The 25,237-nt window shown below is 58.9% G+C and carries 25 protein-coding genes and 1 pseudogene; 12 read left to right on the top strand and 14 right to left on the bottom strand.

Features of this window, described 5'->3' with window-relative positions; all coding sequences use genetic code 11:
• The first annotated feature begins 36 nt into the window (after positions 1-36).
• Entirely contained in the window at positions 37-2,232 is a 2,196-nt protein-coding gene (locus tag ACJ8J5_RS18730; RefSeq protein ID WP_060434445.1) for a TonB-dependent receptor, read from the top strand.
• 68 nt (positions 2,233-2,300) lie between these two features.
• Here ACJ8J5_RS18730 and ACJ8J5_RS18725 read toward each other — a convergent pair whose 3' ends face one another.
• Positions 2,301-2,516 (bottom strand): hypothetical protein, encoded by a 216-nt coding sequence (locus tag ACJ8J5_RS18725; RefSeq protein ID WP_033644007.1) that lies wholly within the window; start codon positions 2,514-2,516, stop codon positions 2,301-2,303.
• Positions 2,517-3,368: 852 nt separating this feature from the next.
• On the opposite strand from ACJ8J5_RS18725, the gene ACJ8J5_RS18720 reads away from it, so the two are divergent.
• The gene (locus ACJ8J5_RS18720; RefSeq protein ID WP_025303831.1) at positions 3,369-4,445 is read left to right on the top strand and encodes an AI-2E family transporter; all 1,077 of its coding nucleotides are present in this window, start codon (positions 3,369-3,371) and stop codon (positions 4,443-4,445) included.
• A 44-nt stretch (positions 4,446-4,489) separates the two neighbouring features.
• Here ACJ8J5_RS18720 and bcp read toward each other — a convergent pair whose 3' ends face one another.
• Complete coding sequence (bcp, locus tag ACJ8J5_RS18715) at positions 4,490-4,954, bottom strand: thioredoxin-dependent thiol peroxidase (protein ID WP_025303830.1); 465 nt, start codon at positions 4,952-4,954, stop codon at positions 4,490-4,492.
• A 2-nt stretch (positions 4,955-4,956) separates the two neighbouring features.
• Complete coding sequence (locus ACJ8J5_RS18710) at positions 4,957-5,562, bottom strand: glycine cleavage system transcriptional repressor (protein ID WP_369783268.1); 606 nt, start codon at positions 5,560-5,562, stop codon at positions 4,957-4,959.
• A gap of 110 nt (positions 5,563-5,672) precedes the next feature.
• On the opposite strand from ACJ8J5_RS18710, the gene dapA reads away from it, so the two are divergent.
• From dapA to ypfH, 6 genes are all read left to right on the top strand, one after another.
• On the top strand, positions 5,673-6,554 hold the full coding sequence (gene dapA, locus ACJ8J5_RS18705; protein ID WP_033644005.1) for a 4-hydroxy-tetrahydrodipicolinate synthase: 882 nt from the start codon (positions 5,673-5,675) through the stop codon (positions 6,552-6,554).
• A 16-nt stretch (positions 6,555-6,570) separates the two neighbouring features.
• Positions 6,571-7,623, top strand: a complete 1,053-nt coding sequence (bamC, locus tag ACJ8J5_RS18700) for an outer membrane protein assembly factor BamC (RefSeq protein ID WP_025303828.1) — start codon at positions 6,571-6,573, stop codon at positions 7,621-7,623.
• 170 nt (positions 7,624-7,793) lie between these two features.
• Positions 7,794-8,507 (top strand): phosphoribosylaminoimidazolesuccinocarboxamide synthase, encoded by a 714-nt coding sequence (gene purC / locus ACJ8J5_RS18695; protein WP_019453889.1) that lies wholly within the window; start codon positions 7,794-7,796, stop codon positions 8,505-8,507.
• Positions 8,508-8,716: 209 nt separating this feature from the next.
• Entirely contained in the window at positions 8,717-9,583 is an 867-nt protein-coding gene (ypfJ, locus tag ACJ8J5_RS18690) for a KPN_02809 family neutral zinc metallopeptidase (RefSeq protein WP_043140420.1), read from the top strand.
• A gap of 56 nt (positions 9,584-9,639) precedes the next feature.
• Positions 9,640-11,652 (top strand): tRNA(Met) cytidine acetyltransferase TmcA, encoded by a 2,013-nt coding sequence (locus ACJ8J5_RS18685; RefSeq protein ID WP_414104900.1) that lies wholly within the window; start codon positions 9,640-9,642, stop codon positions 11,650-11,652.
• A gap of 120 nt (positions 11,653-11,772) precedes the next feature.
• Positions 11,773-12,462, top strand: coding sequence for an esterase (gene ypfH / locus ACJ8J5_RS18680; RefSeq protein ID WP_049296083.1), 690 nt, complete (start codon positions 11,773-11,775; stop codon positions 12,460-12,462).
• A gap of 30 nt (positions 12,463-12,492) precedes the next feature.
• Here the strand turns inward: ypfH and ACJ8J5_RS18675 are convergent, their stop codons facing one another.
• The 5 genes from ACJ8J5_RS18675 to ACJ8J5_RS18655 all read right to left on the bottom strand — a co-directional run bounded on the left by ACJ8J5_RS18675 (position 12,493) and on the right by ACJ8J5_RS18655 (position 15,669).
• The gene (locus ACJ8J5_RS18675; protein WP_004941720.1) at positions 12,493-12,678 is read right to left on the bottom strand and encodes a YpfN family protein; all 186 of its coding nucleotides are present in this window, start codon (positions 12,676-12,678) and stop codon (positions 12,493-12,495) included.
• A gap of 2 nt (positions 12,679-12,680) precedes the next feature.
• Positions 12,681-13,355: a M15 family metallopeptidase gene (locus tag ACJ8J5_RS18670; RefSeq protein ID WP_147824107.1), complete on the bottom strand. Its 675-nt coding sequence runs from the start codon at positions 13,353-13,355 to the stop codon at positions 12,681-12,683.
• On the bottom strand, positions 13,352-14,479 hold the full coding sequence (dapE, locus tag ACJ8J5_RS18665; protein ID WP_025303823.1) for a succinyl-diaminopimelate desuccinylase: 1,128 nt from the start codon (positions 14,477-14,479) through the stop codon (positions 13,352-13,354). Before dapE ends, ACJ8J5_RS18670 begins: the two co-directional genes overlap by 4 nt.
• A complete protein-coding gene (locus ACJ8J5_RS18660) occupies positions 14,476-14,862 on the bottom strand; it encodes an ArsC family reductase (protein WP_043140410.1) in 387 nt (128 codons plus the stop codon). The genes dapE and ACJ8J5_RS18660 overlap by 4 nt, the downstream gene beginning before the upstream one ends.
• 255 nt (positions 14,863-15,117) lie before the next feature.
• Positions 15,118-15,669 carry a LuxR C-terminal-related transcriptional regulator gene (locus ACJ8J5_RS18655; RefSeq protein WP_049204816.1) on the bottom strand — a complete coding sequence of 184 codons (552 nt, stop codon included), beginning with the start codon at positions 15,667-15,669 and terminating at the stop codon, positions 15,118-15,120.
• A 531-nt stretch (positions 15,670-16,200) separates the two neighbouring features.
• On the opposite strand from ACJ8J5_RS18655, the gene ACJ8J5_RS18650 reads away from it, so the two are divergent.
• On the top strand, positions 16,201-16,626 hold the full coding sequence (locus tag ACJ8J5_RS18650; RefSeq protein WP_060434453.1) for a GNAT family N-acetyltransferase: 426 nt from the start codon (positions 16,201-16,203) through the stop codon (positions 16,624-16,626).
• A 7-nt stretch (positions 16,627-16,633) separates the two neighbouring features.
• On the opposite strand, the gene ACJ8J5_RS18645 is transcribed toward ACJ8J5_RS18650, so the two are convergent.
• Entirely contained in the window at positions 16,634-17,065 is a 432-nt protein-coding gene (locus tag ACJ8J5_RS18645) for a GNAT family N-acetyltransferase (protein WP_025303819.1), read from the bottom strand.
• A gap of 9 nt (positions 17,066-17,074) precedes the next feature.
• Positions 17,075-17,554 carry a tetratricopeptide repeat protein gene (locus tag ACJ8J5_RS18640; RefSeq protein ID WP_049204814.1) on the bottom strand — a complete coding sequence of 160 codons (480 nt, stop codon included), beginning with the start codon at positions 17,552-17,554 and terminating at the stop codon, positions 17,075-17,077.
• 216 nt (positions 17,555-17,770) lie between these two features.
• Between ACJ8J5_RS18640 and ypfM the strand changes: the two genes are divergently transcribed.
• A complete protein-coding gene (ypfM, locus tag ACJ8J5_RS18635) occupies positions 17,771-17,830 on the top strand; it encodes a protein YpfM (protein WP_100396732.1) in 60 nt (19 codons plus the stop codon).
• Positions 17,831-17,956: 126 nt separating this feature from the next.
• On the opposite strand, the gene acrD is transcribed toward ypfM, so the two are convergent.
• Positions 17,957-21,091: a multidrug efflux RND transporter permease AcrD gene (gene acrD / locus ACJ8J5_RS18630; protein WP_197836316.1), complete on the bottom strand. Its 3,135-nt coding sequence runs from the start codon at positions 21,089-21,091 to the stop codon at positions 17,957-17,959.
• A gap of 292 nt (positions 21,092-21,383) precedes the next feature.
• Here acrD and ACJ8J5_RS18625 point away from each other — a divergent pair, with 292 nt between their 5' ends.
• Positions 21,384-21,662 carry a winged helix-turn-helix domain-containing protein gene (locus ACJ8J5_RS18625; protein WP_004941750.1) on the top strand — a complete coding sequence of 93 codons (279 nt, stop codon included), beginning with the start codon at positions 21,384-21,386 and terminating at the stop codon, positions 21,660-21,662.
• 32 nt (positions 21,663-21,694) lie between these two features.
• Here ACJ8J5_RS18625 and ACJ8J5_RS18620 read toward each other — a convergent pair whose 3' ends face one another.
• Complete coding sequence (locus ACJ8J5_RS18620) at positions 21,695-22,327, bottom strand: response regulator (RefSeq protein WP_414104899.1); 633 nt, start codon at positions 22,325-22,327, stop codon at positions 21,695-21,697.
• Positions 22,328-22,488: 161 nt separating this feature from the next.
• Positions 22,489-24,165 (bottom strand): nitrate/nitrite two-component system sensor histidine kinase NarQ, encoded by a 1,677-nt coding sequence (gene narQ, locus ACJ8J5_RS18615; protein WP_334274011.1) that lies wholly within the window; start codon positions 24,163-24,165, stop codon positions 22,489-22,491.
• Between the two features lie 369 nt (positions 24,166-24,534).
• Between narQ and nudK the strand changes: the two genes are divergently transcribed.
• Positions 24,535-25,110 (top strand): GDP-mannose pyrophosphatase NudK, encoded by a 576-nt coding sequence (gene nudK, locus ACJ8J5_RS18610; protein ID WP_033643990.1) that lies wholly within the window; start codon positions 24,535-24,537, stop codon positions 25,108-25,110.
• Between the two features lie 50 nt (positions 25,111-25,160).
• On the opposite strand, the pseudogene ACJ8J5_RS18605 reads toward nudK, so the two are convergent.
• Positions 25,161-25,237: pseudogene (locus ACJ8J5_RS18605) on the bottom strand (transketolase-like TK C-terminal-containing protein); the annotation flags it as partial.

Raw genomic sequence — 25,237 nt, 5'->3', positions numbered from 1 at the left:
GGCCATTTAACTTTTATCCTCATTCATGAGTGAATTATGCACAACACCAGTACAACGAATTCCCCTTTACGTAAAACGCTGTTGGCGCTGGCCATCGGCGCGATGAGCCAGGGAGCGCTGGCCGCAGACGGCGACGCCAAGAAAAACCGGGAGGACACCCTGGTCGTCCGGGCCGAAAAACACGCCGATTTCAACTCCGGCGGCAATGATTTGGTTCCCGCCTACCTGGATGGACAGGTTGCCCACGGCGGCCGCCTGGGGATGTTGGGAGAACAGAAAGCAATGGATGTTCCGTTCAACGTCATAGGATATACCGCGAAGCTGGTACAGGATCAGCAGGCGAAGACCATCGCCGACGTGGTCAGCAACGACGCGGGTGTGCAGGCGGTGCAGGGATACGGTAACTTCGCCGAAACCTATCGCATCCGCGGTTTCTCACTGGACGGTGACGACATGACGATGGGCGGGCTGCCGGGCGTGGTACCGCGTCAGGTGATGGATACCCAGATGCTGGAGCGGGTAGAGATCTTCAAAGGGGCGAACGCCTTGCTGAACGGCCTGGCTTCCAGCGGCGTTGGCGGCATGATCAATCTTGAACCGAAGCGGGCGGAAGAAACGCCGACCACTCAGATCGGCCTCGACTACACCTCCGATTCTCAGGTGGGCGGCAAGCTGGATCTGGGCCGCCGTTTCGGTGACGACAACCAGTTTGGCGCTCGCGTCAACCTGGTACACCGAGAGGGGGAAACGGCGGTTGAGGATGATAAGCGGCGCACTACGCTGGCATCGGTCGGGCTGGACTATCGCGGCGATCGTTTCCGTTCATCGTTGGACTTCGGTTATCAGAAAAAGACCTTCCATGGCGGAACGATGGGGGTCAACATCAGCGGCATCGATGTGGTACCCGCGGTGCCTGACACCCGTAAAAATTACAGTCAGAAGTGGGGCTACAGTGATATCGAGAACGAATTTGGCATGGCGAAAGCGGAATATGATTTAACCCGCGACTGGAAGGCCTATGCCGGATTGGGCGCGCAGCACGGCCATGAAACCGGCGTTTACAGCGCACCGAAGCTCATCAACGCCAACGGCGACGCCACGGTTGGGCGCCTGGACACCAATCGCATCATCGACGCTTTCAGCGGCATGGCGGGGCTTGAGGGCAAGTTCACGACCTGGGCGGTTTCGCACCGGGTCAACGTCGGCTATTCCGCGCAGATTAAACGCGACAAAACCGCGTGGCGCATGTCTGCCAACAATCCGACGACCAATATCTACGATAACCATGATGTCGCAATACCGGACAACGCCTATTTCGGCGGCAACTACAGCGATCCGCTGACCACGGCGCGCAACCGGACGCAGGGCTGGTTGTTCAGCGATACGCTGGGCTTTTTCGGCGACCGGGTGTTGTTAACGGCGGCCGCGCGTCATCAGAAAGTGGTGGTGCGTAATTACAGCAATGCCACCGGCCTGGAGGATACCGCCTCCCGTTATACGCAAAGCCGCTGGATGCCGACGTTCGGGCTGGTCTATAAGCCGTGGGAAACGGTGTCGCTTTATGCCAACCATACCGAGGCGTTGCAGCCTGGCGGCATTGCGCCGAAAGAGGCGGCTAACTTCGGGCAGAGTACCGGTATCGCCCGTTCCAAGCAAAATGAAGTGGGCGTGAAAGTTGATTTCGAACGCGTGGGTGGCTCGTTGGCGCTGTTTGAAATCAAAAAGCCGGCCACCATGATCGACAGCAACAACTACTACACCTTGAACGGCGAACAACGCAACCGCGGCGTGGAGTTGAATGTGTTCGGCGAACCGGCATTCGGCCTGCGCCTCAACGGCAGTGCTACCTGGCTTTCGCCCGAGTTGACCAAAACCCAGGGCGGTCGTAACGATGGCAAAGACGCGATCGGCGTAGCGCATTTCTACGCGGTGCTGGGAGCGGAGTACGACATCAAGCCGGTCGATGGCCTGACTGCAACGGCGAAAGTGCGGCATACCGGTTCGCAATATGCCGACTCCGCCAATACCAAAAAGCTCGATAGTTTCACGACCCTGGATCTCGGCCTTCGCTATCGCATGCGTTTGAATGAGGATCAAAATACGCTGGTATGGCGTGTGGGGTTGGACAACGTCACGAATGAGAAGTATTGGTCCGGCGTAGAAAGCAATGGCACTTACGTCTTCCAGGGACAGGCGAGGACGCTGAAAGCGTCGGTAACTTACGACTTCTAATCGAAACGGAAACGACGGCGGCCCACATGCGATGGGGCGCCGGCTCCTTCACCACCGGGGGGTGTTTTTCAGCATGACCGATGGGTGAGGACGCTGATCAAATCCAGCGCGTCGTCCGCCGCCGCGATTTCGCTTTCGCTGAGCGCCTGTCGTTCGATGAAACACTCGATAGCTTCCAACAGGGAGAAGACGCTGATTTCATCCCCTATCTTCACGACTTCGCAAACGCCACGCCCGATCGCCAGACAGATGGCTTCATCAAATTCACACGGTTTGCTGTTCATCTTTCCCCCTACGGCGTTTGGGATGATATCGGCCATGCTACCGGTTTTTTCCCGACGGCTGTCTGATGAAAATCCCATTTTTTCGTTGATGCTGACTGGCGCACGACCGCGGGCATTGGCGAAATTCTGATTTCCTCACCGTGGTCAAATTTCCCTTGTGACCACCGTGCCGGCGCGGTATTGTCGCCAAATGACGACAATACCGCCTCATTGTCCGCATAAAAAATTCATGACGTTATCATCCCTTCATCCCGCTGCCGTGCGGGATTTTTTTATGAGGTTTATCTCAAAGTGCGGATAACCTCGACGCGATCGCTTGCCATGCTCTGAGAATAATCCTAGCTTGAAATAGTCATTTAGGGTTAGCAATCCCTCATGACCTCCTTGTAACACTTGATGCACCAGAACGTTTTCTCCCCCGCTGCGGCGGGGGTTTTTAATGACGTGCATCAGAAAAGGCCGCAACGCAAGAACCGACAGAGTTCGTGACGATAACCAGTTTAAGTATCAGGGGACGGGACTATGAAAAATGATCTGGCGGCGGCGATCGCGATTGGCTGTGTGTTGTTGTTCGCATTGGCAGTCGGTTCGCCCCTTTCTATCGGTACCTCGCTGTAATCTTCCGCGGCCCCGTTCGGGGCCGCTCACCGAACCTGTCGCCGCGTCTGCGGATTTTTGCGCCGATCGCCTGCCCGCGCGATAAAATCAGCCAAATCGCTGTTGATGTATGGTGAACTTTGAGTACTCTGAGTGCTTTGCACACCTCGCGTGCGCCCGTTCTATCTATGCTTTAATCAGGCCCATCACAGGAATCGCCATGCCCGCCCGCCAAATCTCGAGGAGCCCGCTCTGATGCTGGAGATGTTATTACAGTGGTACCGCCGCCGCTTCACCGATCCGCAGGCTATCGCGCTGCTGGTGATCCTGGTCGCCGGGTTCCTCATTCTCTATTTTCTGCACGGCATTCTGACCCCGTTGCTGGTCGCCATCGTGCTGGCGTACCTGCTGGAGTGGCCGACCGCGCGCCTGCAGCGCATCGGCTGTTCGCGCACCTGGGCGGCGAGCATCATGCTGTTGGTGTTCGCGGGCGTTGCCATGCTGCTGGTGTTTGTCGTCGCGCCGACCGCTTGGCAGCAGGGCATCAATCTGATGAGCGATCTGCCGGGCATGCTCAACCAGTTCTATAACTTCGCCGCGACGCTGCCGAAGCGTTATCCAGCGCTGGTGGATGCCGGCATCATCGACATGATGGCGGAAAACCTGCGCAGCCGGCTGTCCGGCATGGGCGAATCGGTGGTGAAATTCTCGCTGGCGTCGCTGGTCGGCCTGCTGACGTTGGCTATCTACCTGATCCTGGTGCCGATGATGATGTTCTTCCTGCTGAAGGACAAAGATCAACTGTTGAACGCGGTGCGCCGCGTGCTGCCGCGCAATCGCGGCCTGGCGGGGCAGGTCTGGAACGAAATGAATCAGCAGATCACCAACTATATCCGCGGCAAGGTGCTGGAGATGGTGATTGTCGGTGTGGCGACCTACCTGGTGTTCGCCGTGCTGGACATGCGCTACTCGCTGCTGCTGGCGGTGCTGGTGGGCTTTTCGGTGCTGATCCCCTACATCGGCGCGGTGCTGGTCACCATACCGGTGGTGGTGGTGGCGCTGTTCCAGTGGGGCGTCGGCGCCGATTTCTGGACGCTGATCGTCGCCTATCTGGTGGTACAGGGGTTGGACGGCAACCTGTTGGTGCCCATTTTGTTCTCCGAAGCGGTCAACCTGCATCCGCTAGTGATTATCCTGGCGGTGATCGTGTTCGGCGGGATGTGGGGCTTTTGGGGCGTGTTTTTCGCCATACCGCTGGCGACGCTGGTGAAGGCGGTGATTCACGCCTGGCCCGATGAACTGCGGGTCGAGGTGGAAGACAAGGCCGGCTGACAGGGGAGAAACGAAGCGCAGCAGGCCGCTGCGCTTCGTGAGAATTACTGCTGCAGGTAGCTCAGAACGATGTCGTGGTGATTGGTGGTTTTGAAATCATCAAACACTTTTTCAATCTTGCCGTTGGCGTCGATCAGGAAGCTGATGCGGTGAATACCGTCGTAGGTCTTGCCCATGAAGGTTTTCTCGCCCCACACGCCAAACTGTTGCGATACCTGATGATCTTCATCAGACAACAGCGTGAAGTTGAGCAGCTCCTTTTCGGCGAAGCGCGACAGTTTTTCCGGTTTGTCGGTGCTGATGCCCAGCACTTCGACGCCGACCTTTTTCAATTCGTCCATGTTGTCCCGCAGGCCGCAGGCTTGCACGGTGCAGCCCGGCGTCATCGCCTTCGGATAGAAATAGACCAATACTCGCTGTCCCTGGAAGTCGGCCAAATTAATTTCCTCACCGTCCTGGTCAGGCAAACTAAATTTCGGCGCTGTGTCACCGGCTTTCAATGGGCTCATCACTACTCTCCATCTTTCTCATCATGCTGTGGATAGTTCACCACGCTAATACTGCCTTGCGCGTTCAATTCTGTACATAGGCGATGGAAGGCTTGCTCAATATTTGAGGCATCCCGATCGCCGGAGCTGTGGGCGGTGATTTGGATATACAGCTGCGGTGGCAGGTCGCCGTCCGCCGGCTGCGTGCGCGAGACCAGCTCGGCGATATTCATCTGGCTGGAGTCGAACAAATCGGTAAAGCGTTCGATGATATGTGGCGAGTCCTTGACTTCCACCTGCACCCATACCGTGGCCGGCATCGGCGGCCTTTCGTGCGAGTTTGTGCGCTTCATCACGATCAGCAGATCCAGCTCCGCGCCTTTTTGCGGCAGGGTGGATTCGATCAGGGTGATGGCGTTCCAGCTGCCGGACAGCAGCATGATGAACGTGAACTCCTCCCCCAGCATGGCCAGACGGCTATCTTCGATATTGCATCCGCAACTGCTGACGTGGCGGGTGATGGTATTGACGATTCCGGGGCGGTCGGCGCCGAGCGCGGTAATCACGAGATAGTGTTCGTCTGACTGAGGCAAAATAGCGCTTCCTGTCGTGCTTAATGGGGTTACCATGGTAAACATAAAAAAAACCGCCTGCCAAGCGCTTACAACGCGGTTGTGCGCTTGCTTTTGGATAGGCAGCAAAAGTACCATGAGTGACTTGTTTGTGGAGGGGACGGCCAATGTTTACGGGAAGTATTGTTGCACTGGTTACGCCGATGGACGACAAAGGTGCTGTCGATCGCGCGAGCCTGAAAAAATTGATCGATTATCATGTAGCCAGTGGCACCGCGGCGATCGTTTCCGTAGGGACCACCGGCGAGTCCGCAACGCTTGCCCATGACGAGCACGTTGACGTGGTGCTGCAGACGCTGGAGCTGGCCGACGGCCGCATCCCGGTGATCGCCGGCACTGGCGCCAACGCTACCGCCGAAGCCATCGCGCTCACCACCCGCTTCGCCAACACCGGCGTGGTGGGGTGTCTGACGGTGACGCCGTACTACAATAAGCCGACGCAGGAAGGGCTGTATCAGCACTTCAAGGCGATCGCCGAGAGCACCGAGCTGCCGCAGATCCTGTACAACGTGCCTTCGCGCACCGGTTGCGACATGCTGCCGCCGACCATCGCTCGGCTGGCGAAAATCAAGAATATTGTTGCTGTAAAAGAAGCGACGGGGAACTTAAGTCGCGTTAGTCAGATCCAAGTGCTGGTTGACGATGAAGATTTCATTTTGCTGAGCGGCGACGACGCCAGCGGACTGGACTTCATGCAACTGGGCGGCAAAGGGGTGATTTCCGTGACGGCCAACGTGGCCGCGCGCGAGATGGCGGAACTTTGCGCGCTGGCGGCGCAGGGCAAGTTTGCCGAAGCGCGCCGCTTAAATCAGCGCTTGATGCCGTTGCATCAGGATCTATTTGTAGAAGCAAACCCAATTCCGGTGAAGTGGGCCTGTAAGGCGTTGGGATTGATGGCAACCGATACGCTGCGTCTGCCGATGACGCCGTTGAGTGAAACCGCCCGCCCGGTGGTGGAGCGCGCGCTGAAAAGCGTCGGTTTGCTGTAACTCTAAGGGAAATTTGATGGCTTATTCATTGCAAAAGTCGACGGTAGCAAAAGTAGTGGGCATCTCTTTGGTGATGATGCTGGCAGCCTGCAGCAGCGATCAGCGCTACAAGCGCCAGGTCAGCGGCGACGAGGCCTACCTCGACGCGGCTCCGCTCAAGGCGCTGAACGCGCCGTCCGGCATGATCCTGCCGGTGCAGAGCGGCAACTATGACGTTCCCGCCACGAAGCTGCAAGGCAACGTCGGCAAGCAACTGGACATTCGTCCGCCGGTGCAGCCGTTGGCGCTGCTGAGCGGTTCACGTGCGCAATACGCCGGCGACAGCGGCACGCTGCTGCTGGAAAACAGCCCGCAGAACCAGAACCTGTGGTCGCGCGTCGTCAGCCTGCTGCAGGCGAAGAACATCGCGATCGCTTCCCGCCAGGACGCCGGTCAGACCCTGACCACCGACTGGGTGAAGTGGAACCGTCTGGACGAAGACAACCAGTACGAAGGCCGTTATCAGATCAGCGTGCAGCAGCAGGGCTACCAGCAGGCGCTGGTGGTGAAAAGCGTTGGCCTGCAGCAGCAGGGCAAGAGCGAGCAGGTGACCGACCAATCTGAGATTCAGCGCTACAACGGCATGATGATCAACACCCTGATCGAAGGCCTGGACAAGCAGGACAACCTGGCGAGCAGCCAGACCGCCAGCCGCTTCGGCGCACTGGACGTGCAGAGCGGCGCCGATGACACCGGCCTGCCGATGCTGGTCGTGCGTGGCCCGTACACCGTTGTGTGGGATCGCCTGCCGCCGGCGCTCGAAAAACTGGGGATGAAAGTGGGTGACCGCAGCCGTCCGCAGGGCACCGTCGCCGTGACCTACAAGTCCTTGAGCAGCAGCGATTGGGATGCGTTGGGCGTTAAGGATCCTGAACTGGCGGAAGGGGATTACAAGCTGCAGGTCGGCGATCTCAACAACCGCACCAGCCTGCAATTCATCGATCCGAAAGGCAAACCGCTCACCCAGTCGAAAAACGATGCACTGGTGGCGGCATTCCAGTCTGCCTTCAGTAAAACCAGCGTTAACTAATCAAAAAGGGGCCTCGGCCCCTTTTTGTTTTGTCTATACGGTATCGTTTGCGTCGCAGGTTTGGCACAATAGTGTCCGGCACGCCAAAGAATTCATTAGGTCAATTCTATACCCCCTAATTTCGGGCCGCGCTCGGGAGACAACGGGGATACATCACTGGAGTAAGTAAGATGCAAAAGCTAGCTGAGCTGTATCGCGGAAAGGCAAAAACCGTTTACACCACCGAGAATCCCGATCTGTTGGTGTTGGAGTTCCGCAACGATACGTCAGCACTGGATGGTCAGCGCATTGAGCAGTTCGATCGCAAAGGCATGGTGAACAACAAGTTCAACCATTTCATCATGAGCAAACTGGAAGAAGCCGGCATCCCGACCCAGATGGAGCGTCTGCTGTCCGACAACGAAGTGCTGGTGAAGAAGCTGGACATGGTGCCGGTGGAATGCGTGATCCGCAACCGCGCCGCCGGTTCGCTGGTGAAGCGTCTGGGCATCGAAGAAGGTCTGGTGCTGAACCCGCCGCTGTTCGATCTGTTCCTGAAAAACGACGCCATGCACGATCCGATGGTGAACGAATCCTACTGCGAAACCTTCGGCTGGGTGAGCAAGGAACATCTGGCGCGCATGCGTGAGCTGAGCTACCGCGCCAACGAGGTCTTGACCCAGCTGTTCGACGACGCCGGCCTGATCCTGGTCGACTTCAAGCTGGAGTTCGGCCTGTTCAACGGCGAAGTGGTGCTGGGCGATGAGTTTTCGCCGGACGGCAGCCGCCTGTGGGACAAAAACACCCTGGACAAGATGGACAAAGACCGTTTCCGTCAAAGCCTGGGCGGCCTGATCGAAGCCTACGAAGAAGTGGCGCGCCGCATCGGCGTGAAGCTCGACTAAGCGTTGGCACCGCCATTCGGGGCGATCCGGCCGGATCGTCCCGCTATTCTGCGTTTTTCCAGAAAATTTCTACATTTCCTCCGCGGCAGACCATTTATAATGATGGATGCGAGATGACTAAAACCTATCCCACTCAGGCTTGAAGCTGCCTTTGCGCTTACGATCGCGGTGCAACTTCAACGAGCAGGGGAAATATCTGGAGTGTATTTATGCGTTGGCAAGGGCGTCGGGAAAGTGACAATGTTGAGGATCGTCGCGGGCAATCTTCAGGTTTGGGCGGTGGTGGCGGCGGCTTCCGTGTGCCGCGCGGCAAGGGCGGCATTGTCATTCTGGTGGTGGTGCTGGTGGCCGGCTATTACGGTATCGATCTGTCGCCGCTATTGAACGGCGGTAACGTCGCACCGCAGGGTCAACAGCAGAGCGCCAACATCAGCCCGAAAGACGATGAATTGGCCAAATTTACCTCGGTGGTGCTGGCCTCAACCGAGGATAACTGGAAAGAGATTTTCCAGCGCATGGGCAAAACCTATCAACCGCCGAAGCTGGTGATGTATCGCGGCGTGACGCGCACCAGCTGCGGCACCGGTCAGGCGGCTATGGGGCCGTTCTACTGCCCGGGTGACAGAACGGTGTATATCGATTTGTCTTTCTACCAGGATATGAAAACCAAGCTGGGTGCCGGCGGTGATTTCGCCCAGGCCTATGTGGTGGCGCACGAAGTCGGCCACCACGTGCAGAACCTGTTGGGCATCGAGCCGAAGGTCCGCCAGATGCAGCAGGGCGCCAGCCAGGCGGAAGTAAACCGCCTGTCGGTGAAAATGGAGCTGCAGGCGGACTGCTTTGCCGGCGTGTGGGGCAAATACGCTGAGAAGCAGCAGATGCTGGAAGAGGGCGACCTGCAGGCGGCGCTGAACGCTGCACAGGCGATTGGCGACGATCGGTTGCAGCAGCAGAGCCAGGGCCGCGTTGTGCCGGACAGCTTCACTCACGGCACCTCGCAGCAGCGCTATACCTGGTTTAAACAGGGCTTCGACAGCGGCGATCCCAATACCTGCAACACCTTTGCATCCCGTTAACGCCTCAAGTGCCGGAGCCTGACTCCGGCATTTTTTTCGGATTGAGACACAGCGTTATGTTACAGGCAGCGCAACAACTTATGCGGCGGCAGGGCATCCGACGCCTGCTGGTGCTCAGCGGTGAACCTGACTGGTGCCGCGAACAGGCGCAGCGGCTGGCGGCTACGTTGCCAGGCGACTGGCCGTGGGTCGGGGAAAATCCGCCGCCCGGCGAGGTGGCTTTAGCAAGCGGCGCGATGCGCCAATTGCTGGGGCAGGAGCGGCTGCACGCGGTGTTCGACGCCGGTCACTCGCTGGACGTAGAGGCGCTGGCGGCGTTGAGTGGCGCCTTGCGCGCCGGCAGCTGGCTGCTGCTGTTGACGCCCCCCTGGCGACAATGGCCTCAGCAGCCGGACGGCGACAGCCTGCGCTGGAGCGATTGTCCGCAGCCGATCACCACGCCGCATTTCATTCATCATCTGCAGCAGCATCTGGCCGATGACAGCGAAGTGACGATCTGGCGGCAGGGAGAGCCCCTGACGCTGGCCGCGCTGCCGGCGCGTGAAGGGTGGCAGCCGCCGGATGGCCGCCCGACCGAGGAACAACAGGCGATCTTGACGGCGCTGCTGCAGGCCGAGTCCGGCGTGTGGGTGCTGACCGCCGCCCGTGGCCGCGGCAAATCGACGTTGGCGGGTATGCTGGTGGCGCAGTCGCCGCTGACCTGCTGGATCACCGGGCCGAGCCGCGCCGCCACTGAGGTGGCCGGGGAATGGGCGCAGGGGCGCGCGCAGTTTTGGGCGCCCGATGCCTTGCTGGCGCAGTGTCGTGAGGGTGACGTCAGCGCCGTGGGGTGGCTGCTGGTGGATGAGGCGGCGGCGATCCCCGCGCCACTGTTGCAGCAGTTGATCGGTTATTTTCCTCGCGTGCTGTTGACCACCACGGTGCAGGGCTATGAAGGCACCGGCCGCGGTTTTCTGCTGAAGTTTTGCGCCGGGCTGCCGTCCTATCAGGCGCTGAGCCTGCAACAGCCGATGCGTTGGGCACAGGGGGACGCGTTGGAACGGATAACGGACAATGCGCTGTTGTTCAACGAGCTGCCCGCCTGGCCGGCGGACGGCCAGGCGATCGATTACAGCCAGGCGGAGCAGCGTGAACTGTGCGCCGCTCCGCAGCGGCTGGCGCGTTTCTATGCTCTGCTGAGCAGCGCGCATTACCGCACCTCGCCGCTGGATTTGCGCAGGTTGATGGATGCGCCAGGCATGCATTTCGGGCTGGCGCAGGCCGAACAGGAAGTGGTGGGCGCCGTGTGGCTGGTGGACGAAGGCGGGTTGAGCGCCGAGTTGGCGCACGACGTGTGGGCCGGCCGCCGCCGACCGCGCGGCAACTTGGTGGCGCAGTCGCTGGCGGCGCATGGCGGCCAGTGGTGGGCGCCGACGCTGCATTCACGGCGCATTACCCGCATCGCGACGCTGCCGGCGTTGCGGCGGCAGGGTATCGCGCGTCAGCTGGTCGAGCGGCAACGCCGCCAGGCGCAGGGTCTGGACTTCCTGTCGGTCAGCTTCGGCTATACCGAGCCGCTGTGGCGCTTTTGGCAATCCTGCGGTTTCGAGCTGGTGCGCATCGGCAGCAAGCCGGAGGCCAGCAGCGGCTGCTATACCGCGATGGCTATCTTGCCCCTGAGCGAGCAAGGAGAGGCGCTGCGGCACGCGGCGCACAAGCATCTGGCGCGCGACTGGCCCTGGCTGCGGCAGCGTATTGAACTCGCGCTGGCGATCCCAGGCGACGACGGCGACACGCCGCTTGGCGAAGAGGACTGGCGCGAGCTGGCCGGATTCGCTTTCGCCCATCGGCCGCTGGAGGCCAGCCTGGGGGCATTGCAGCGTTTGCTGTTGGCCAGCAATTTGCCGCTGCCCGCGCTGCGCGGCCATCTGCAACGGCGACAATCCCCGGCGGCGTGCGCGGAGCAGGCGGGCGTAAGTGGCCAGAAAGCCTTGCTGCGGCACTGGCGGCACGAAACGGCGCAGGCGCTGGAACAGTTGAATGCGCAGCACTGCCGTTACTGGCGCGACTGGGCGCAGTCGTTGCAATAAATTGAATAACTCGCTCAATAAAACCCGATTTTCCCGATTTCTCAACGGCGTATAGTCACTGTCAGCGGTGCGGCGGCGACTGTCGCCGCACCAGGTTTGGTTACTATTAAGGAGTCATCGATGAAACATGAGCATTTCGTTGTCCAAACCCCGGCGACCCCGGCGGCGCAGCTGATCTTGCTGTTTCACGGTGTCGGCGACAACCCGGTGGCGATGGGGGAGATCGGCAGCTACTTCGCCAAAGACTTTCCTCAGGCACAGGTGGTGAGCATCGGTGGCCCCGAAGCGTTCGGCAACGGTGCAGGGCGCCAGTGGTTTTCGGTGCAGGACGTGACCGAAGAGAACCGCGCGGCCCGCATCGCAGACGTGATGCCGCAGTTTGTGGCGGTGGTGCGCCATTGGCAGCAGTTGAGCGGCGTAGGCTATGCCGGCACGGCGCTGGTGGGGTTCTCGCAGGGGGCGATCATGGCGCTGGAAGCGTTAAAAGCGGAAACCCGACTGGCCGGGCGCGTGGTCGCGTTCAGCGGGCGTTTCGCCCAGTTGCCTGAGCAGGCTTTCGGCGACAGCGTGGTGCATTTGATCCACGGTGAAGAGGACGCGGTGATCGCGGTGCAACACGCTCACGCGGCGGCGGAGGCGTTGCGGACCAACGGCGCCGATTTCACGCTGGACGTGGAGGAAAACGTCGGGCACGCAATCAACCAGGGCATGATGAACGCCGCGTTGGAAAGGCTGCATTATTATGTGCCGCAGCGCTACTGGGACGAAGCCTTGTCCGGCAAGCGCGGCGAGCTGATCGCCTTTCGCTAAAAATTCAGGGCGCCGATGAGCGCCCTGATGTCATTTCTTTTTCGGCCAGTCGTCTTCGTCATCCCACTGGGCATTGTTGTCGCGGTGCGGCGGTATCTCCGGCTTGTTGGCCAAATAGCTTTTAACGTCGACGCGGCGCAGTTCCTTGATGCCGCTGACGACCATCCCCACCAGAACCAGCAGGATAATCCACCAGTAATCAGCTAACCATTGCATAGCTACTCCTTTCCTTCACTGCGTATAAAACGCGAAAAAATCGAGGGCAGATGGCGTTCGAGCCATTCGGCACCGGCGACCTCCTTATCATGCCAGGCCGCCAGCAACAGCGCCGGGGTCAGCAAATATTCGGCCTCTTGTGCCAGCGGCCGGTAGCTCAGATGCCACGGCTCCACCGCCACGCCGCCGCAGTCTTCGGTAAAGGGGCGGTAGAAACCGAATTCGGCCATATGCGCCGTCAGCCACTGGTTGAGCGGCGCAAAGTAACCGCCGTCCTCATATTCCCACGGCTCCAGCTGCAGCTTTTGCCCTTCCGGCAACAGCGACGGATCGTACACGTCCAGATCGCTGCCCCAGTGATGGCGGCTGGCGCCCGGCAGGGCCGACCAGCGCAGGATCGCCTCACAGCGCTCGGCGGCCGATAGCGTCGCGACGTCGATCGGGCGGCTGTCCTTATCTAATACTGGCCGCTGGCCGCAGAATTTGCCATTCCAAATCGCCAACTGGCGGTCGAAATCGCGGAAGGTGCTGGCGGGCTGGAGATCGAATCCCGCCTCATGCGCCGCCTGCTGCATCGCCAGGAAGGCGTTGACCGCCTGCGGCTGCAGGCGGTGGTTCCCGCTCAGCGGCGCGAGGTGTTCGGTTGAGCGGCCGGTGAGCATCTCTGCGTTGATCATGCGACCAATTGCTCCATGATGCGTTGATACATGCGGCTCAGCAGCTGCAGATCCGCGGCGTTGACACATTCGTTGACCTTGTGGATGGTGGCGTTGACCGGCCCCAGTTCCACCACCTGCGCGCCCATCTGCGCGATGAAGCGGCCGTCGGAGGTGCCGCCGGTGGTCAGCAACTGCGGCGTCAATTCAGAATAGTGCTCGACCGCGTTGACCACCGCATCCACCAGCGCGCCGCGCGAGGTGAGGAACGGTTGACCGGACAGCCGCCATTCGATGCTGTAATTCAACTGATGGCGTTCCAGCAGCTCTTCCACGCGCTGCTTGATCATCGCGTCGGTCAGTTCGGTGCTGAAACGGAAGTTGAACTGCACGTAGAGATCGCCCGGGATCACGTTGTTGCTGCCGGTGCCGGCCTGCACGTTGGCGATCTGCATACTGGTCGGCGGGAAGAACTCGTTGCCGCGATCCCATTCGATCGCCACCAGTTCATTCAGTGCCGGCATGGCGCGGTGCACCGGATTGTCCGCCAGATGCGGATAGGCAACGTGCCCCTGTACGCCGTGGATATGCAGGTTGGCGGTGATGGAGCCACGACGGCCATTTTTCACCACGTCGCCGACGCGCTCGGTGCTGGACGGCTCGCCGACCAGGCAGTAATCCAGCCGCTCGTTGCGCGCCATCAGCGCTTCGACCACTTTAACCGTGCCGTGAGTGGCGCTGGCTTCTTCATCCGAAGTGATCAGGAATGCCAGACGGCCCCGGTGATTCGGGTTGGCGGCGACAAAGCGTTCCGCGGCCACCACCATCGCGGCCAATGAGCCTTTCATGTCCGCCGCGCCGCGGCCATAGAGCATGCCGTCACGGATTGCCGGTTCAAACGGCGGGTTGTCCCAGCGTTTTTCATCACCGGTCGGCACCACGTCGGTGTGCCCGGCAAACGCCAGGGTTTGCCCTTCACCGCGCCAGGCCCAGAAGTTTTGGGTATCTTCGAAGTCCATTGCTTCGACGGTGAAGCCGATCGCCTGCAGGCGATCGATCATCAGCTGCTGGCAGCCTTCGTCATTCGGGCTGAGGGAAGGGCGTTTGATCAACTGCTGGGCCAGTTCGATAACCGGGCAAGTCATACGGCAACCTCGGTGATAAATTGTTGGTAAGCGTCGGCGTTAAAACCGAGCAGGGCGTGGCCGTTGCCGTCGTCCAGCAGCGGACGTTTAATGATTGCCGGCTGCGCCAACATCAGTGCGATGGCGGCGTCGGCATTATCACAGGCATTGCGCTGCGCTTCATCCAGCTTGCGCCAGGTGGTGCCGCGGGTATTGAGCAGCGGCTCCCAACCCAGCTGCGCGACGAAACCGCGCAGTTGCTGTTCGGTCAGGCCGTCGGCGCGGTAGTCGTGAAAATGATAGGCTATGCCCTGATCTTCCAGCCAGCGGCGGGCTTTTTTGATGGTGTCGCAGTTTTTGATGCCGTACATCGTCAGCGTTGTCTGTTGCGGTTTATTTGCCATGGCGTAAAGCTACCTGTCTCGTCGAGTCGATACTGAGCGGCGGGCGCGGTCTTAGGCCTTCTCGCCGCCCGGCGATAGCAGAGATAATGCCAGTAAAGCGGCGGCGAGATCCAGACAACGATGCGCGCGAGAGACGATTGGGCGCCAGGGAGAGAGAGGTTGGCAAAGCGATGAAACGGCGACCTTCGCCAGCGGTGCTTTTAAAAGACGCCGGCGAATGCATTCAGCCGCCAATGCGGAGCTGGGGGGCGGTCACTACTCTTTATTGGTTCTTATGTTTAAACGATCGGTCAAACACCGTACGCGGGTAATATGCAACAGCGGTTTTATCCTGCTGGCGCCGAGCTTTTTCATTATTCGCGACTTGTAATGATTGGCGGTTTTATTTCTGATATTCATGGCATTGCTGATATCGGCCAGCGATTTTCCCGTCGACCACTCCGAAAGGAAAAGGGACTCGCGCTGGGAGAGTTGCGGCGGTTCGGTATAGTGACTGTAACGCTTATATAAGTCACCGATCAGGTGGCTGAAGCGGCTCAATGATATAAGGTTTGATAATATAATGGTTTTATTGTCGACAATCACCACCTCATGCAGGCAGTCGGTGATAATGATTATTTTGTAGGTATTGGGGTTGGCATATTCATCGCGGTAACGTGCTTCAAAATTGGCGATAGTGACATCGATAAAGCAGACCCTTTTACGGCTAAAGCCGGCCGGCGCGCGTTTTTCCGCCCATGTTTGGTTAATGAGTTGTCGAATGCCGACGGTGGTATAGGCACACTCGCTGAAAATATCAATTTCCATTTTATTATAGTCCTTTACTTTCTATTTCCCGGTGAGGATTGATATCTTAAAACATAAAAAAAGAAATAATCTAAATAATTTCATGTTGAACTTATCTTGCACCGCAAACGAATGAGCGTTATCTGGGCGCGAGCTTTGAAGGGAAGGTTATATACTAGCATGATTTATAAAGAGTAAATCTTTTTTTCAACCGAATTTTTAAGCAAGGTAAGGCTAATAGAATAGACATCTTCTATTAATACCTCGGTAATTGAAAGGAATTAACATAGATATTGACTATCAAAATTATCAAAACGATCGTTTTTGACGATCATTAAATGACGGAAGATTGCGTTTAACGAGTTAAAAACTAAGATTTTTCTTGGTTTTATCACGATGAGAAGCTTTACTTGGAGCGACAGTAAAGTCGGCGCTGAAGTCATGCGAAAATTAACGTGGAAATTGAGACAAAGATAATTCTAAACAAAGAAAATGCGATGTTTTAAGCTGTGAGCAGAGTGCGAACGTGGATGATTGATACGGAGAGCTGGCGTGAAAGAATGTCATATCGAAATTTCCGATCGGGTAACGCAGGAAATAACGTCCTGTATCGCGGAGGGGTTGGACCGTTTTAATGATCAACATATCGGCTACGGCGATCGTCTGCCGTTGGCCGTGGTGGTAAAAGATCCCGATAGTGGGGAGGTTCTCGGGGGGATTACCGGGCGCTCATCATTAGGGCTGCTGTTTCTCGATCTCTTTTATCTGCCGGAAGCGTTGCGCGGGGCGGGGCTGGGCAGCGAATTGTTGCGCCGTTTCGAGCAGGAAGGCCGCCGGCGCGGTTGCCTTTCCGCCGTGTTGTACACCATCAGTTTTCAGGCGCCGGACTTTTATCAACGACATGGCTGGCAGCGTATGGGGGAGGTGCCGTGCCTGCCGCCGGGGACCTGCCGTATCTTTATGAGCAAAACCTTGTAATGCGCGATTAACGTACGTAGCCTCCCTGTTGCAAACGCCGCAGGGCGGCGCCCTCAGCGAACACCATGCCGGTGGTCAAATCGTGAAAGCCGTACTTTTTATAGAAGGCCAGTTTTTCCGGCACCGAATAGATGAAAATCTTGCCGAGCGGCGCCAGATCTTGCATCACCCGGTCCATCAACCTGCGCCCCAACCCCTGTCCCTGAAAGCGCGGATCGATCGCCACGTCGGCCAGGTAGGCAACCGAGGTCAAATCGCTGATGGCATGCGCGGTGGCGATCAGCTCATCGCCGATAAACCCCCAATAGCAAAACTGGCTGTGTTGGTAAACGCGTTGCAGCGTATGCGGATCGCGTTCGCCCAGCCCGGCGGCCTGCAGCAATTCACACAGCCGCTGCCAGTCTATGGCGCGGCGGCTCATATCGGTGATGATTTCCATGGTTTTCCTCTAATCAATATGATTGAGATCGGCGGCATAGTGCCGAATGGCGCGCTGATAGCCGCGGATGCCGGGGTCTGACGAGGTGTCCGCCAGCAACAATAACAGATCGGCCACGGCGCGTTTATTTTCACCCAGGTTGTACAGCGTCATGGCGCGAAACAGCATTAGTTCGTTGGCCTGCGGGAATTCGGTCAGGCCATCGTCGAAAGCGCGCAGCGAAGCCGGGTATTTCCCCAGGGCGCGGTAAGTGCTGCCGAGGCCCAGCCAGGCTTCACGGCGCTGGGCGGGCGGCAAATCGCGAGCCAATGCCGCGAGGTAGCAGGGAATGGCCTGTTGCTCCAGGCCCTGAACGTCATACAGGCAGGCCAGCTGAAAGTGTAACATCGCCGCTTCCGGCTCGGCCGCCAGTTGCCGTAACGCCAGCGCAGTCGCTTCCTGATAGCGGCCCTGCGTTTTCAACTGCGAGAGAGACAAAGAAGTGGACATGATCGGCGCTCCCTTGGCGTATTTTTATACCTTTTACACGCTACCGTGGAGAAATTGATATCACAAGGGAATAGCTGTACTGCACATTGATCAGATAAATACGAAAATGTGCGCTAAGCCCGATTTCCGGGCCCGGCATCGTTCCCGTTTCCCTTCACATGGTCAAAAAACAAGCGTAGAATCCGCTTCGTCAAATAATTGAGGTTGTAAAGTATTATGGTTGATCGTGAATTAGGAAACTGGAAAGACTTCATTGATGAGATGTTGGGCAACTGACACAGCGTTGAAGCAGATGGCAAGGTTGAGTCATTGGAACGTCACTGAAACACCTTGGGAACGAGATTATCGTTCGAAAAAAAGCAGCATCGGTTACCCGACGCTGCTTTTTTTATGCGCTGCCTGTTACTCCTCAGTGGTCGGCGTGGTTGCCGGATGTGCTTTACCCGGGAAACGGCGCCGCACCAGCACGAAGAACAGCGGCACGAAGAAAATCGCCAGCAGGGTGGCGGAGATCATGCCGCCCATCACCCCGGTGCCGACCGCATGCTGGCTACCGGAACCGGCGCCGCTGCTGGTGGCCATCGGCAGCACGCCGAAGATGAACGCCAGCGAGGTCATCAGGATCGGCCGCAGACGCATGCGGGACGCGTCGAGCGTCGCCGACATCAGATCCTGGCCTTTATGGTTCAGCTCATTAGCGAACTCGACGATAAGAATGGCGTTTTTCGCCGACAGCCCAATGATGGTCAACAGGCCAACCTGGAAATAGACGTCGTTCTCCAGACCGCGCAGCCAGGTGGCGGCGACCGCGCCGATCACCCCCAGTGGCACCACCAGCATCACAGAGAACGGTATCGACCAGCTCTCGTACAGCGCCGCCAGGCACAGGAACACTACCAGCAGCGAGATGGCGTACAGCGCCGGCGCCTGTGAGCCGGACAGCCGTTCCTGATAGGACATCGCCGTCCATTCCAGCCCGAAGCCGGTCGGCAGTTGGCTGACCAGTTTTTCCATTTCCGCCATCGCGGTGCCGGTGCTGACGCCGTTGGCCGCTTCGCCGACGATCTCCAGCGCCGAGCTGCCGTTATAGCGCTCCAGCCGCGGCGAACCGTACTCCCAGTGCGAGCTGGCGAAGGCCGAGAACGGCACCATGCCGCCCGCGCTGTTGCGTACATACCATTTGTTAATGTCAGCCGGCAGCATGCGGAACGGCGCTGCGGCCTGCACGTAGACTTTTTTCACCCGGCCGCGGTCGACGAAGTCGTTGACGTAGGTCGAGCCCCAGGCGGTGGAGAGGGTATTGTTGATGTCGTCGATAGACACGCCCAGTGCCTGAGCCTTGCGTTGATCGATATCGATTTGCAACTGCGGGCTGTCGTCCAGTCCGTTGTGGCGCACGCGCGACAGCAGCGGGTTTTGCCCGGCCAGCTGTAGCAGCTGATCGCGCGCCGCCATCAGCTTGGCGTGGCCGAGGCCGGCGTGGTCTTCCAACTCCATATCGAAGCCGGAAGAGTTGCCGAGGCCGGTGATAGCCGGCGGGCTGCTGGCGATCACCCGCGCTTCGTTAATCTTGTTGAACGCCAGGGTGGCGCGATCGATGATGTCGAACGAGCTGTTGGCGCCCGAGGTGCGCAGATCCCAGTCTTTTAGCCGAATGAACAGACGCGCCACGTTTTGGCCGTTCCCCCCCGGCCCGGAGCCGATGATGGCGAACACCGACAACACATCCTGTTTCTCTTCGGTGAGGAAGTACCGCTCAACCTTTTCCACCACTTTGGACGTTTGTTGCAGGGTCGAACCTGCCGGCAGCTGCACCTGTACGGTGAAGATGCCACGGTCTTCCTGCGGCAGGAAGGAGGTCGGCAGCTTGATGAACAGCAACGCCATGCCGCCGAGCAACAGCAGATAAATCACCATGTAGCGGCCGCTGGCGTGCAGGATGCGCCCCACGCCGCGCTCATAGCGTTCGGTGTTGCGGTTGAACATGCGGTTGAACCAGCCGAAGAAGCCGCGCTTACCGTGGTGGTGGCCCTTGGCGATCGGTTTGAGCAGCGTGGCGCACAGGGCAGGGGTCAGGATCATCGCCACCAGCACCGACAGCACCATGGCGGAGACGATGGTGATGGAGAACTGTCGATAGATGGCGCCAGTGGTGCCGCCGAAGAACGCCATCGGCACGAACACCGCCGACAGCACCAGGGCGATGCCAACCAGCGCGCTCTGGATTTGCCCCATGGATTTGCGCGTGGCTTCACGCGGCGGCAGGCCTTCTTCGCTCATCACGCGTTCGACGTTTTCCACCACCACGATGGCGTCGTCCACCAGCAGGCCGATCGCCAACACCATGGCGAACATGGTGAGGGTGTTGATGCTGAAGCCGCAGGCGGACAGGATGGCGAAGGTGCCCATTAGCACCACCGGCACGGCGATGGTGGGGATCAGCGTGGCGCGGAAATTCTGCAGGAACAGGTACATCACCAGGAACACCAGCAGGATGGCTTCCAGCAGCGTTTTCACCACGTCCTTGATCGAGGCTTTGACGAACGGGGTGGTTTCATAGGCCACTTTGGCCTCCAGCCCGCGCGGGAAGTACTGCGACAGTTCGGCGATCTTGTCCTTCACCAACTGGTCGGTCTGCAGTTCGTTGGCGCCGGAGGCCAGCTTGATGTTCATGCCCGCGGCCTGCATCCCGTTGTAGCGGCTGAGGTAGTTGTAGTTCTCGCCGCCCAGTTCGACGGTGGCGACGTTGCCCAGCGTCACCAGCGATCCGTCCTGATTGACCCGCAGGGTGATCTGGCGGAATTGTTCTGGCGTCTGGAGCTGCGACTGGGCGTTGATGGTGGCGTTCAACGCCTGTTTATCGACCGATGGCGTGCCGCCCAACTGGCCGACCGCCACCTGGGCGTTCTGCGATTGAATGGCCTTGACCACGTCCTGGGTCGTGAGCTGGTAACTGTTGAGCTTGTTGGGATCGAGCCAGATACGCATGGCGTATTGCGAGCCGTACACGTCCATGCTGCCGACGCCGTTGATGCGGCTGAGCGGATCCTGCAGGTTGGAGACGATGTAATCGGCGATGTCCTGCTTGTCCATGCTGTTGTCGGTGGAGACGAACGCCACCATCATCAGCGTGGTGTCGCCGGATTTCGACACCGTGACCCCCTGATTCTGCACCGCCTGCGGCAAACGTTTGATCGCCGCCTGCAGCTGGTTTTGCACCTGCTGCATCGCTTCGTTGGGATCGGTGCCGGCTTCGAACGTCAGCGTGACGGTTGCCTGGCCGGTATTGGTGCTCTGCGACGACATATACATCATGTTGTCGAGGCCGGTCATATTCTGTTCAATGATCTGCGTGACGGTGTTTTCCAGCGTTTGCGCCGAAGCACCTGGGTAAGTTGCGCTAATGCGCACGTTCGGCGGCGCCAGATTCGGGTATTGTTCTACCGGTAAAGAAAAAATCGCCAATGCCCCGGTGAGGCAAAGAATAATTGCCAGCACCCAGGCGAAAATCGGGCGATCAATAAAAAAATTGGCCATGCAGCGCGAACCTCGTTATGACTTGTTCTATCTTTAAAACGCATCGGAAATATGCATTTCAGCGGCAGGGAAGGATTCCGGCGCTATTGCACTTTACTCGGGATAGTCGAGGAAAGCGTGGAGAAAAAAAGGAGATAGTGTAAATAACGGTAGCGGAAAACGGCGTGGATGCACCGACGCCGATAATTGTACGCTATTAAGACATTTTTATTACTATCAAAGGCCTTGCGCATGTCTTCGCCGCAGGCAACCGAAAGTAAAAACTGGACTCACCTTACAGCAGGAGCTTGGCATGGGAATTAACCCGGTATTTGCCCGTCGGCTTTATTTATGCTGGCTGATCAGCCACAGTGAGCGGCCCAATGTGCCGCGGTTGATGGCGCTGACCGGTTGGCCGCGCCGCACGTTGCAGGATGTGCTGAAGGCGCTGCCCGGCATGGGCGTCGAGCTGCAGTTCGTGCAGCAGGGCGTGCGCAACAACGACGGTTTCTATCAGTTGGAAAGCTGGGGGCCGTTCAACAAGAGCTGGGTGCATCAGCACCATCAGGCGCTGCTCAGCGCCATCGAGTAAGCGGCCCCGGCGTATTGGCCGGGGCGGGGCGATCAGTGGCTTTTGTACTCCAGGTACATCACCGTCGCCGCCACGCGAGAACGCACGTCCAGCTTGCGCAGTATATTGCGGATGTGCACCTTCACGGTTTCTTCAGAGATATGCAGCTGCGCCGCCACCTGTTTGTTGGACAGGCCGCGCGCCACCTCTTGCAAGACGTCCAGTTCGCGTTCGGTCAAGGCGGCGAAGGGATCGCGTTGCTCGCCGCGCGCCAGCAAATAGTCGGCCATGGCGTCGCTGATCACGTTCTGCCCTTCGGCGGCGGCGCTGATGTGTTCCAGCAGCTGTTCCGGTTCACTGTCTTTCAGCAGATAGCCGTCGGCGCCGGCGTCGATCAGCGCATACAGATCGCTGCGCGCGTCGGAGACCGCCAGCACGATGATGCGCGCGTCCACGCCTTCGTCGCGCAGGGCCCGCAGCGTATCCAGCCCGGACATGCCCTTCATGTTCAGATCCAACAAGATCACGTCCGGCGCGTGCTGCAGTGCCAGCGCAACCGCCTCGCTGCCGTTGCCGGCTTCCGCTACCACGCCAAATCGCGCATCCAGTCCCAGCAGCTGTTTGATGCCGCGCCGCATCAACGGATGATCGTCAACGATCATGACTTGGTATTGCTTCATCACCATGAAATATGCTCCCTGTAGCAAGTAAAGCCACTCAAACGCGCCCGGAGGCGTGCTTCACAGTGGGACTGTCTCTTCAAAAATAGCGGCATTCTGCACCGCAAACCTCTCTGGGCGGCCTTCTGCCCGGCGGCAACCGTAACGCCGAGTGAACAGCCGCAAGGTCAGGGCGAGAATGTCAGGCAGACCGCCGTGCCGCCGCCGCTTCTGCGCCGGATGCGCAGCGTTCCTCCCAGTCGCGCCGCGCGTTCGCTCATGATGGTCAAGCCGTAATGCCCTTCCGGTTCTTCCAGACTGGCGATGCCGCAACCGTCGTCGGTAATGCTGAATACGTTGTCGCCTGCGGCATTGACCTCGCAACACACCGCGATCTCGTTCGCTCCGGCGTGCTTGACGGCATTGAGTACCGCTTCGCGCACGATCTGCAGCGCGTGCACCTGCTGTTGGGCGTTGAGCGCCTGCGAGGGCAGCCGACAGTGTAACTGAATCCGCGCGGGGGTTAGCGCCTTTAATGGCTGCAACAGTTGCTCCAGCGCGGCATTCAGATCCGCCTCCTGAATGTTGAGGCGGAAGGTGGCCAGTAATTCTCTCAGCTGGCGATAGGCATCGGCCAGCGTGCGATCGAAATCATCGATAATCGTCTGCGCCGCCGGATCGTCGGCGGCGCGCCGGAGCAGCGTCATCTGGATGCGCAGGAACGACAGCGTCTGCGCCAGCGAATCGTGCAGCTCGCGGGCGATGGTCCCACGCTCTTCCATCAGCAACAGATATTGGTGCTGCTTTTGCGCGCGGTTGAAGTAGACGCCGCGGCCCAACATATTGGCCAGGCTCTGCATCAGGTGAGGATGCGGCGGCTGCGCCTCGGGCTGCCAACGCAATTCGCCCAGCAGTTTATCGCCTTGAGTGATCGACAGCGCGCTCCAGGCTTGCGCCGGCGCCGGCTCTCCTTCGTTCAGTTGCCACTGGCCATGGTCGTCCGCCACGTTCAACCGGATGCAGCGCAGTCGTTCACTTTGGCGCACGATGCGCAGCACATTTTCAAACGCCTGCTGATCGATCTGGCGCACGCTCAGCGCCTGCGAGCAGCGATACAGCACCTCCAGCGTTTCGTTGGCCTGCTGCAGGCGCTGGGTCTTTTCCTGCACTTTCAGCTCCAGCGACTGATAGAGCCGGGCCAGCTCGTCCGACATGGCGCTGAAGGTTTGCGACAGCACGCCGAGTTCGTTCGGCAGCGCCACGTCCAGCTGCGGGTGGCGAAAGTCGCGCTGTTGCACGCGCTGGCTGGCGTCGACCAGATGCTGCAGCGGCGTGACCACCTGGCGGCGCATAAAACGGATGCAGAACAGCACCAGACCGATGATGGCGGCGTAGCCCAGTACGCTGATGGCGGCCACCAGGGTGAGTTTCAACTCTGAATAACGCTGTAGAGCGGAAACGAAATGATCGACGCGGTTGACGTAGCCGGCAACCTCTGCCCGGTAGGCGGCCGCCTGCCCGTCGCGGATCTGCTGCTCCATCGTTTGCCATGTTCGTTGCAACGCCAGATAGTGGTTGCGTACCTCGGCCGGGACGTAAAAACGCGCCAGCTTTTGCAGCGCGGGTGCCTGCAAAGATTGCCGGTATTGCTGCAGGTGCAGCTCCAGCTCCGGGTTCTGCCGGTCGAGGTCAAAGGCCAAGCGGTAGCTTTGCATGCGCAGCGAACCGGCGATGTTGATCGCCTCGGCATCGCTCTGGCTGCCGGCGACGGTCGTCAACGCCAACCCGGTGGCGAGCACCGACAGGATCACGATGCCGAACAGCGCTCTGGCCAGGCTGCCGGTCACGGAACGTTTAACAAGCAATCACGGAATCCTTTTCTCTCAGGTGAGGCGCTTCGCCAGTTTCATTCGAAAGCAAAACTATAACTTTTGCAACTAAATTGCACCGCGATTTGTATCAAGTTGTCAACAAAACGGGAACAATTGTCGTTGTGTAATCAAATGAATAGCGAAATGCCCACCGATTTTCAGCCGCAGCCCGGTTTCCACTGATGATTTGCCTTTGTGGATGCGATTCGTCCTGACTCGTCTGTCAGAGTCTGCGTCTGCCCACGATGTATTTTAAATCCTGGTTTACCCGGAGAGGCGATGTGATTTTTGTTGCAAATCGTCTGCCGCGGCGCGGCCTAATCGCGGTATGATCTGCACGTTGTCACGCAAGGGAAAAGGGTTATGTCGTCGAAAATTGAGAATGTGAAGAAAGAGCTGCTGTCGGACAACTGGTATGTGCTGCACAAGTACACGTTCGATCTGAAACGCAAAAACGGCGGTTCGGTGCAACAGGTGCGCGAGGTCTACGATCGTGGCAACGGCGCTACCATTTTGCTGTACAACCGCGCCAAGGGCACGGTGGTGCTGACCAATCAGTTCCGCATGCCGACCTACGTCAACGGCAACGAGAGCGGCATGCTGCTCGAGGCCTGCGCCGGCCTGCTGGACGCCGACTCTCCGGAGCAATGCGCGCGCCGCGAAGCGGTGGAGGAGACCGGTTTTCAGGTCAGCGAGGTGAAGAAAATCTTCGAAGCGTACATGTCGCCGGGCGGCGTGACCGAAATCGTGCACTTCTTTATCGCCGAATACCATGATGATGAGCGGCGCGCGGCCGGCGGCGGCATTGAAGATGAAGATATTGAGGTGATCGAACTGCCGTTTCGCGACGCGGTGGCGATGATCGCCGACGGCCGGATTAAAGACGGCAAGACCATCATGCTGCTGCAGTATTTGCAGATTCATCGGGTGATGGAATAAAAAAAGCCGGTCACGATGACCGGCTTTTTTATCGGCTTGCGCCCGGCCGCTTACTTCAGCAGCGCCTGCGCCTTGGCCACCACGTTGTCCACGGTGAAGCCGAACTCGGCGAACAGCTGCTCCGCCG

Origin of the sequence: Serratia sp. CY43202, from assembly GCF_052168755.1 — a bacterium.
Taxonomy (GTDB): domain Bacteria; phylum Pseudomonadota; class Gammaproteobacteria; order Enterobacterales; family Enterobacteriaceae; genus Serratia; species Serratia bockelmannii.
Note: the sequence above shows the minus strand (reverse complement) of the source record. Positions and strands in the feature narration are given on the sequence as shown.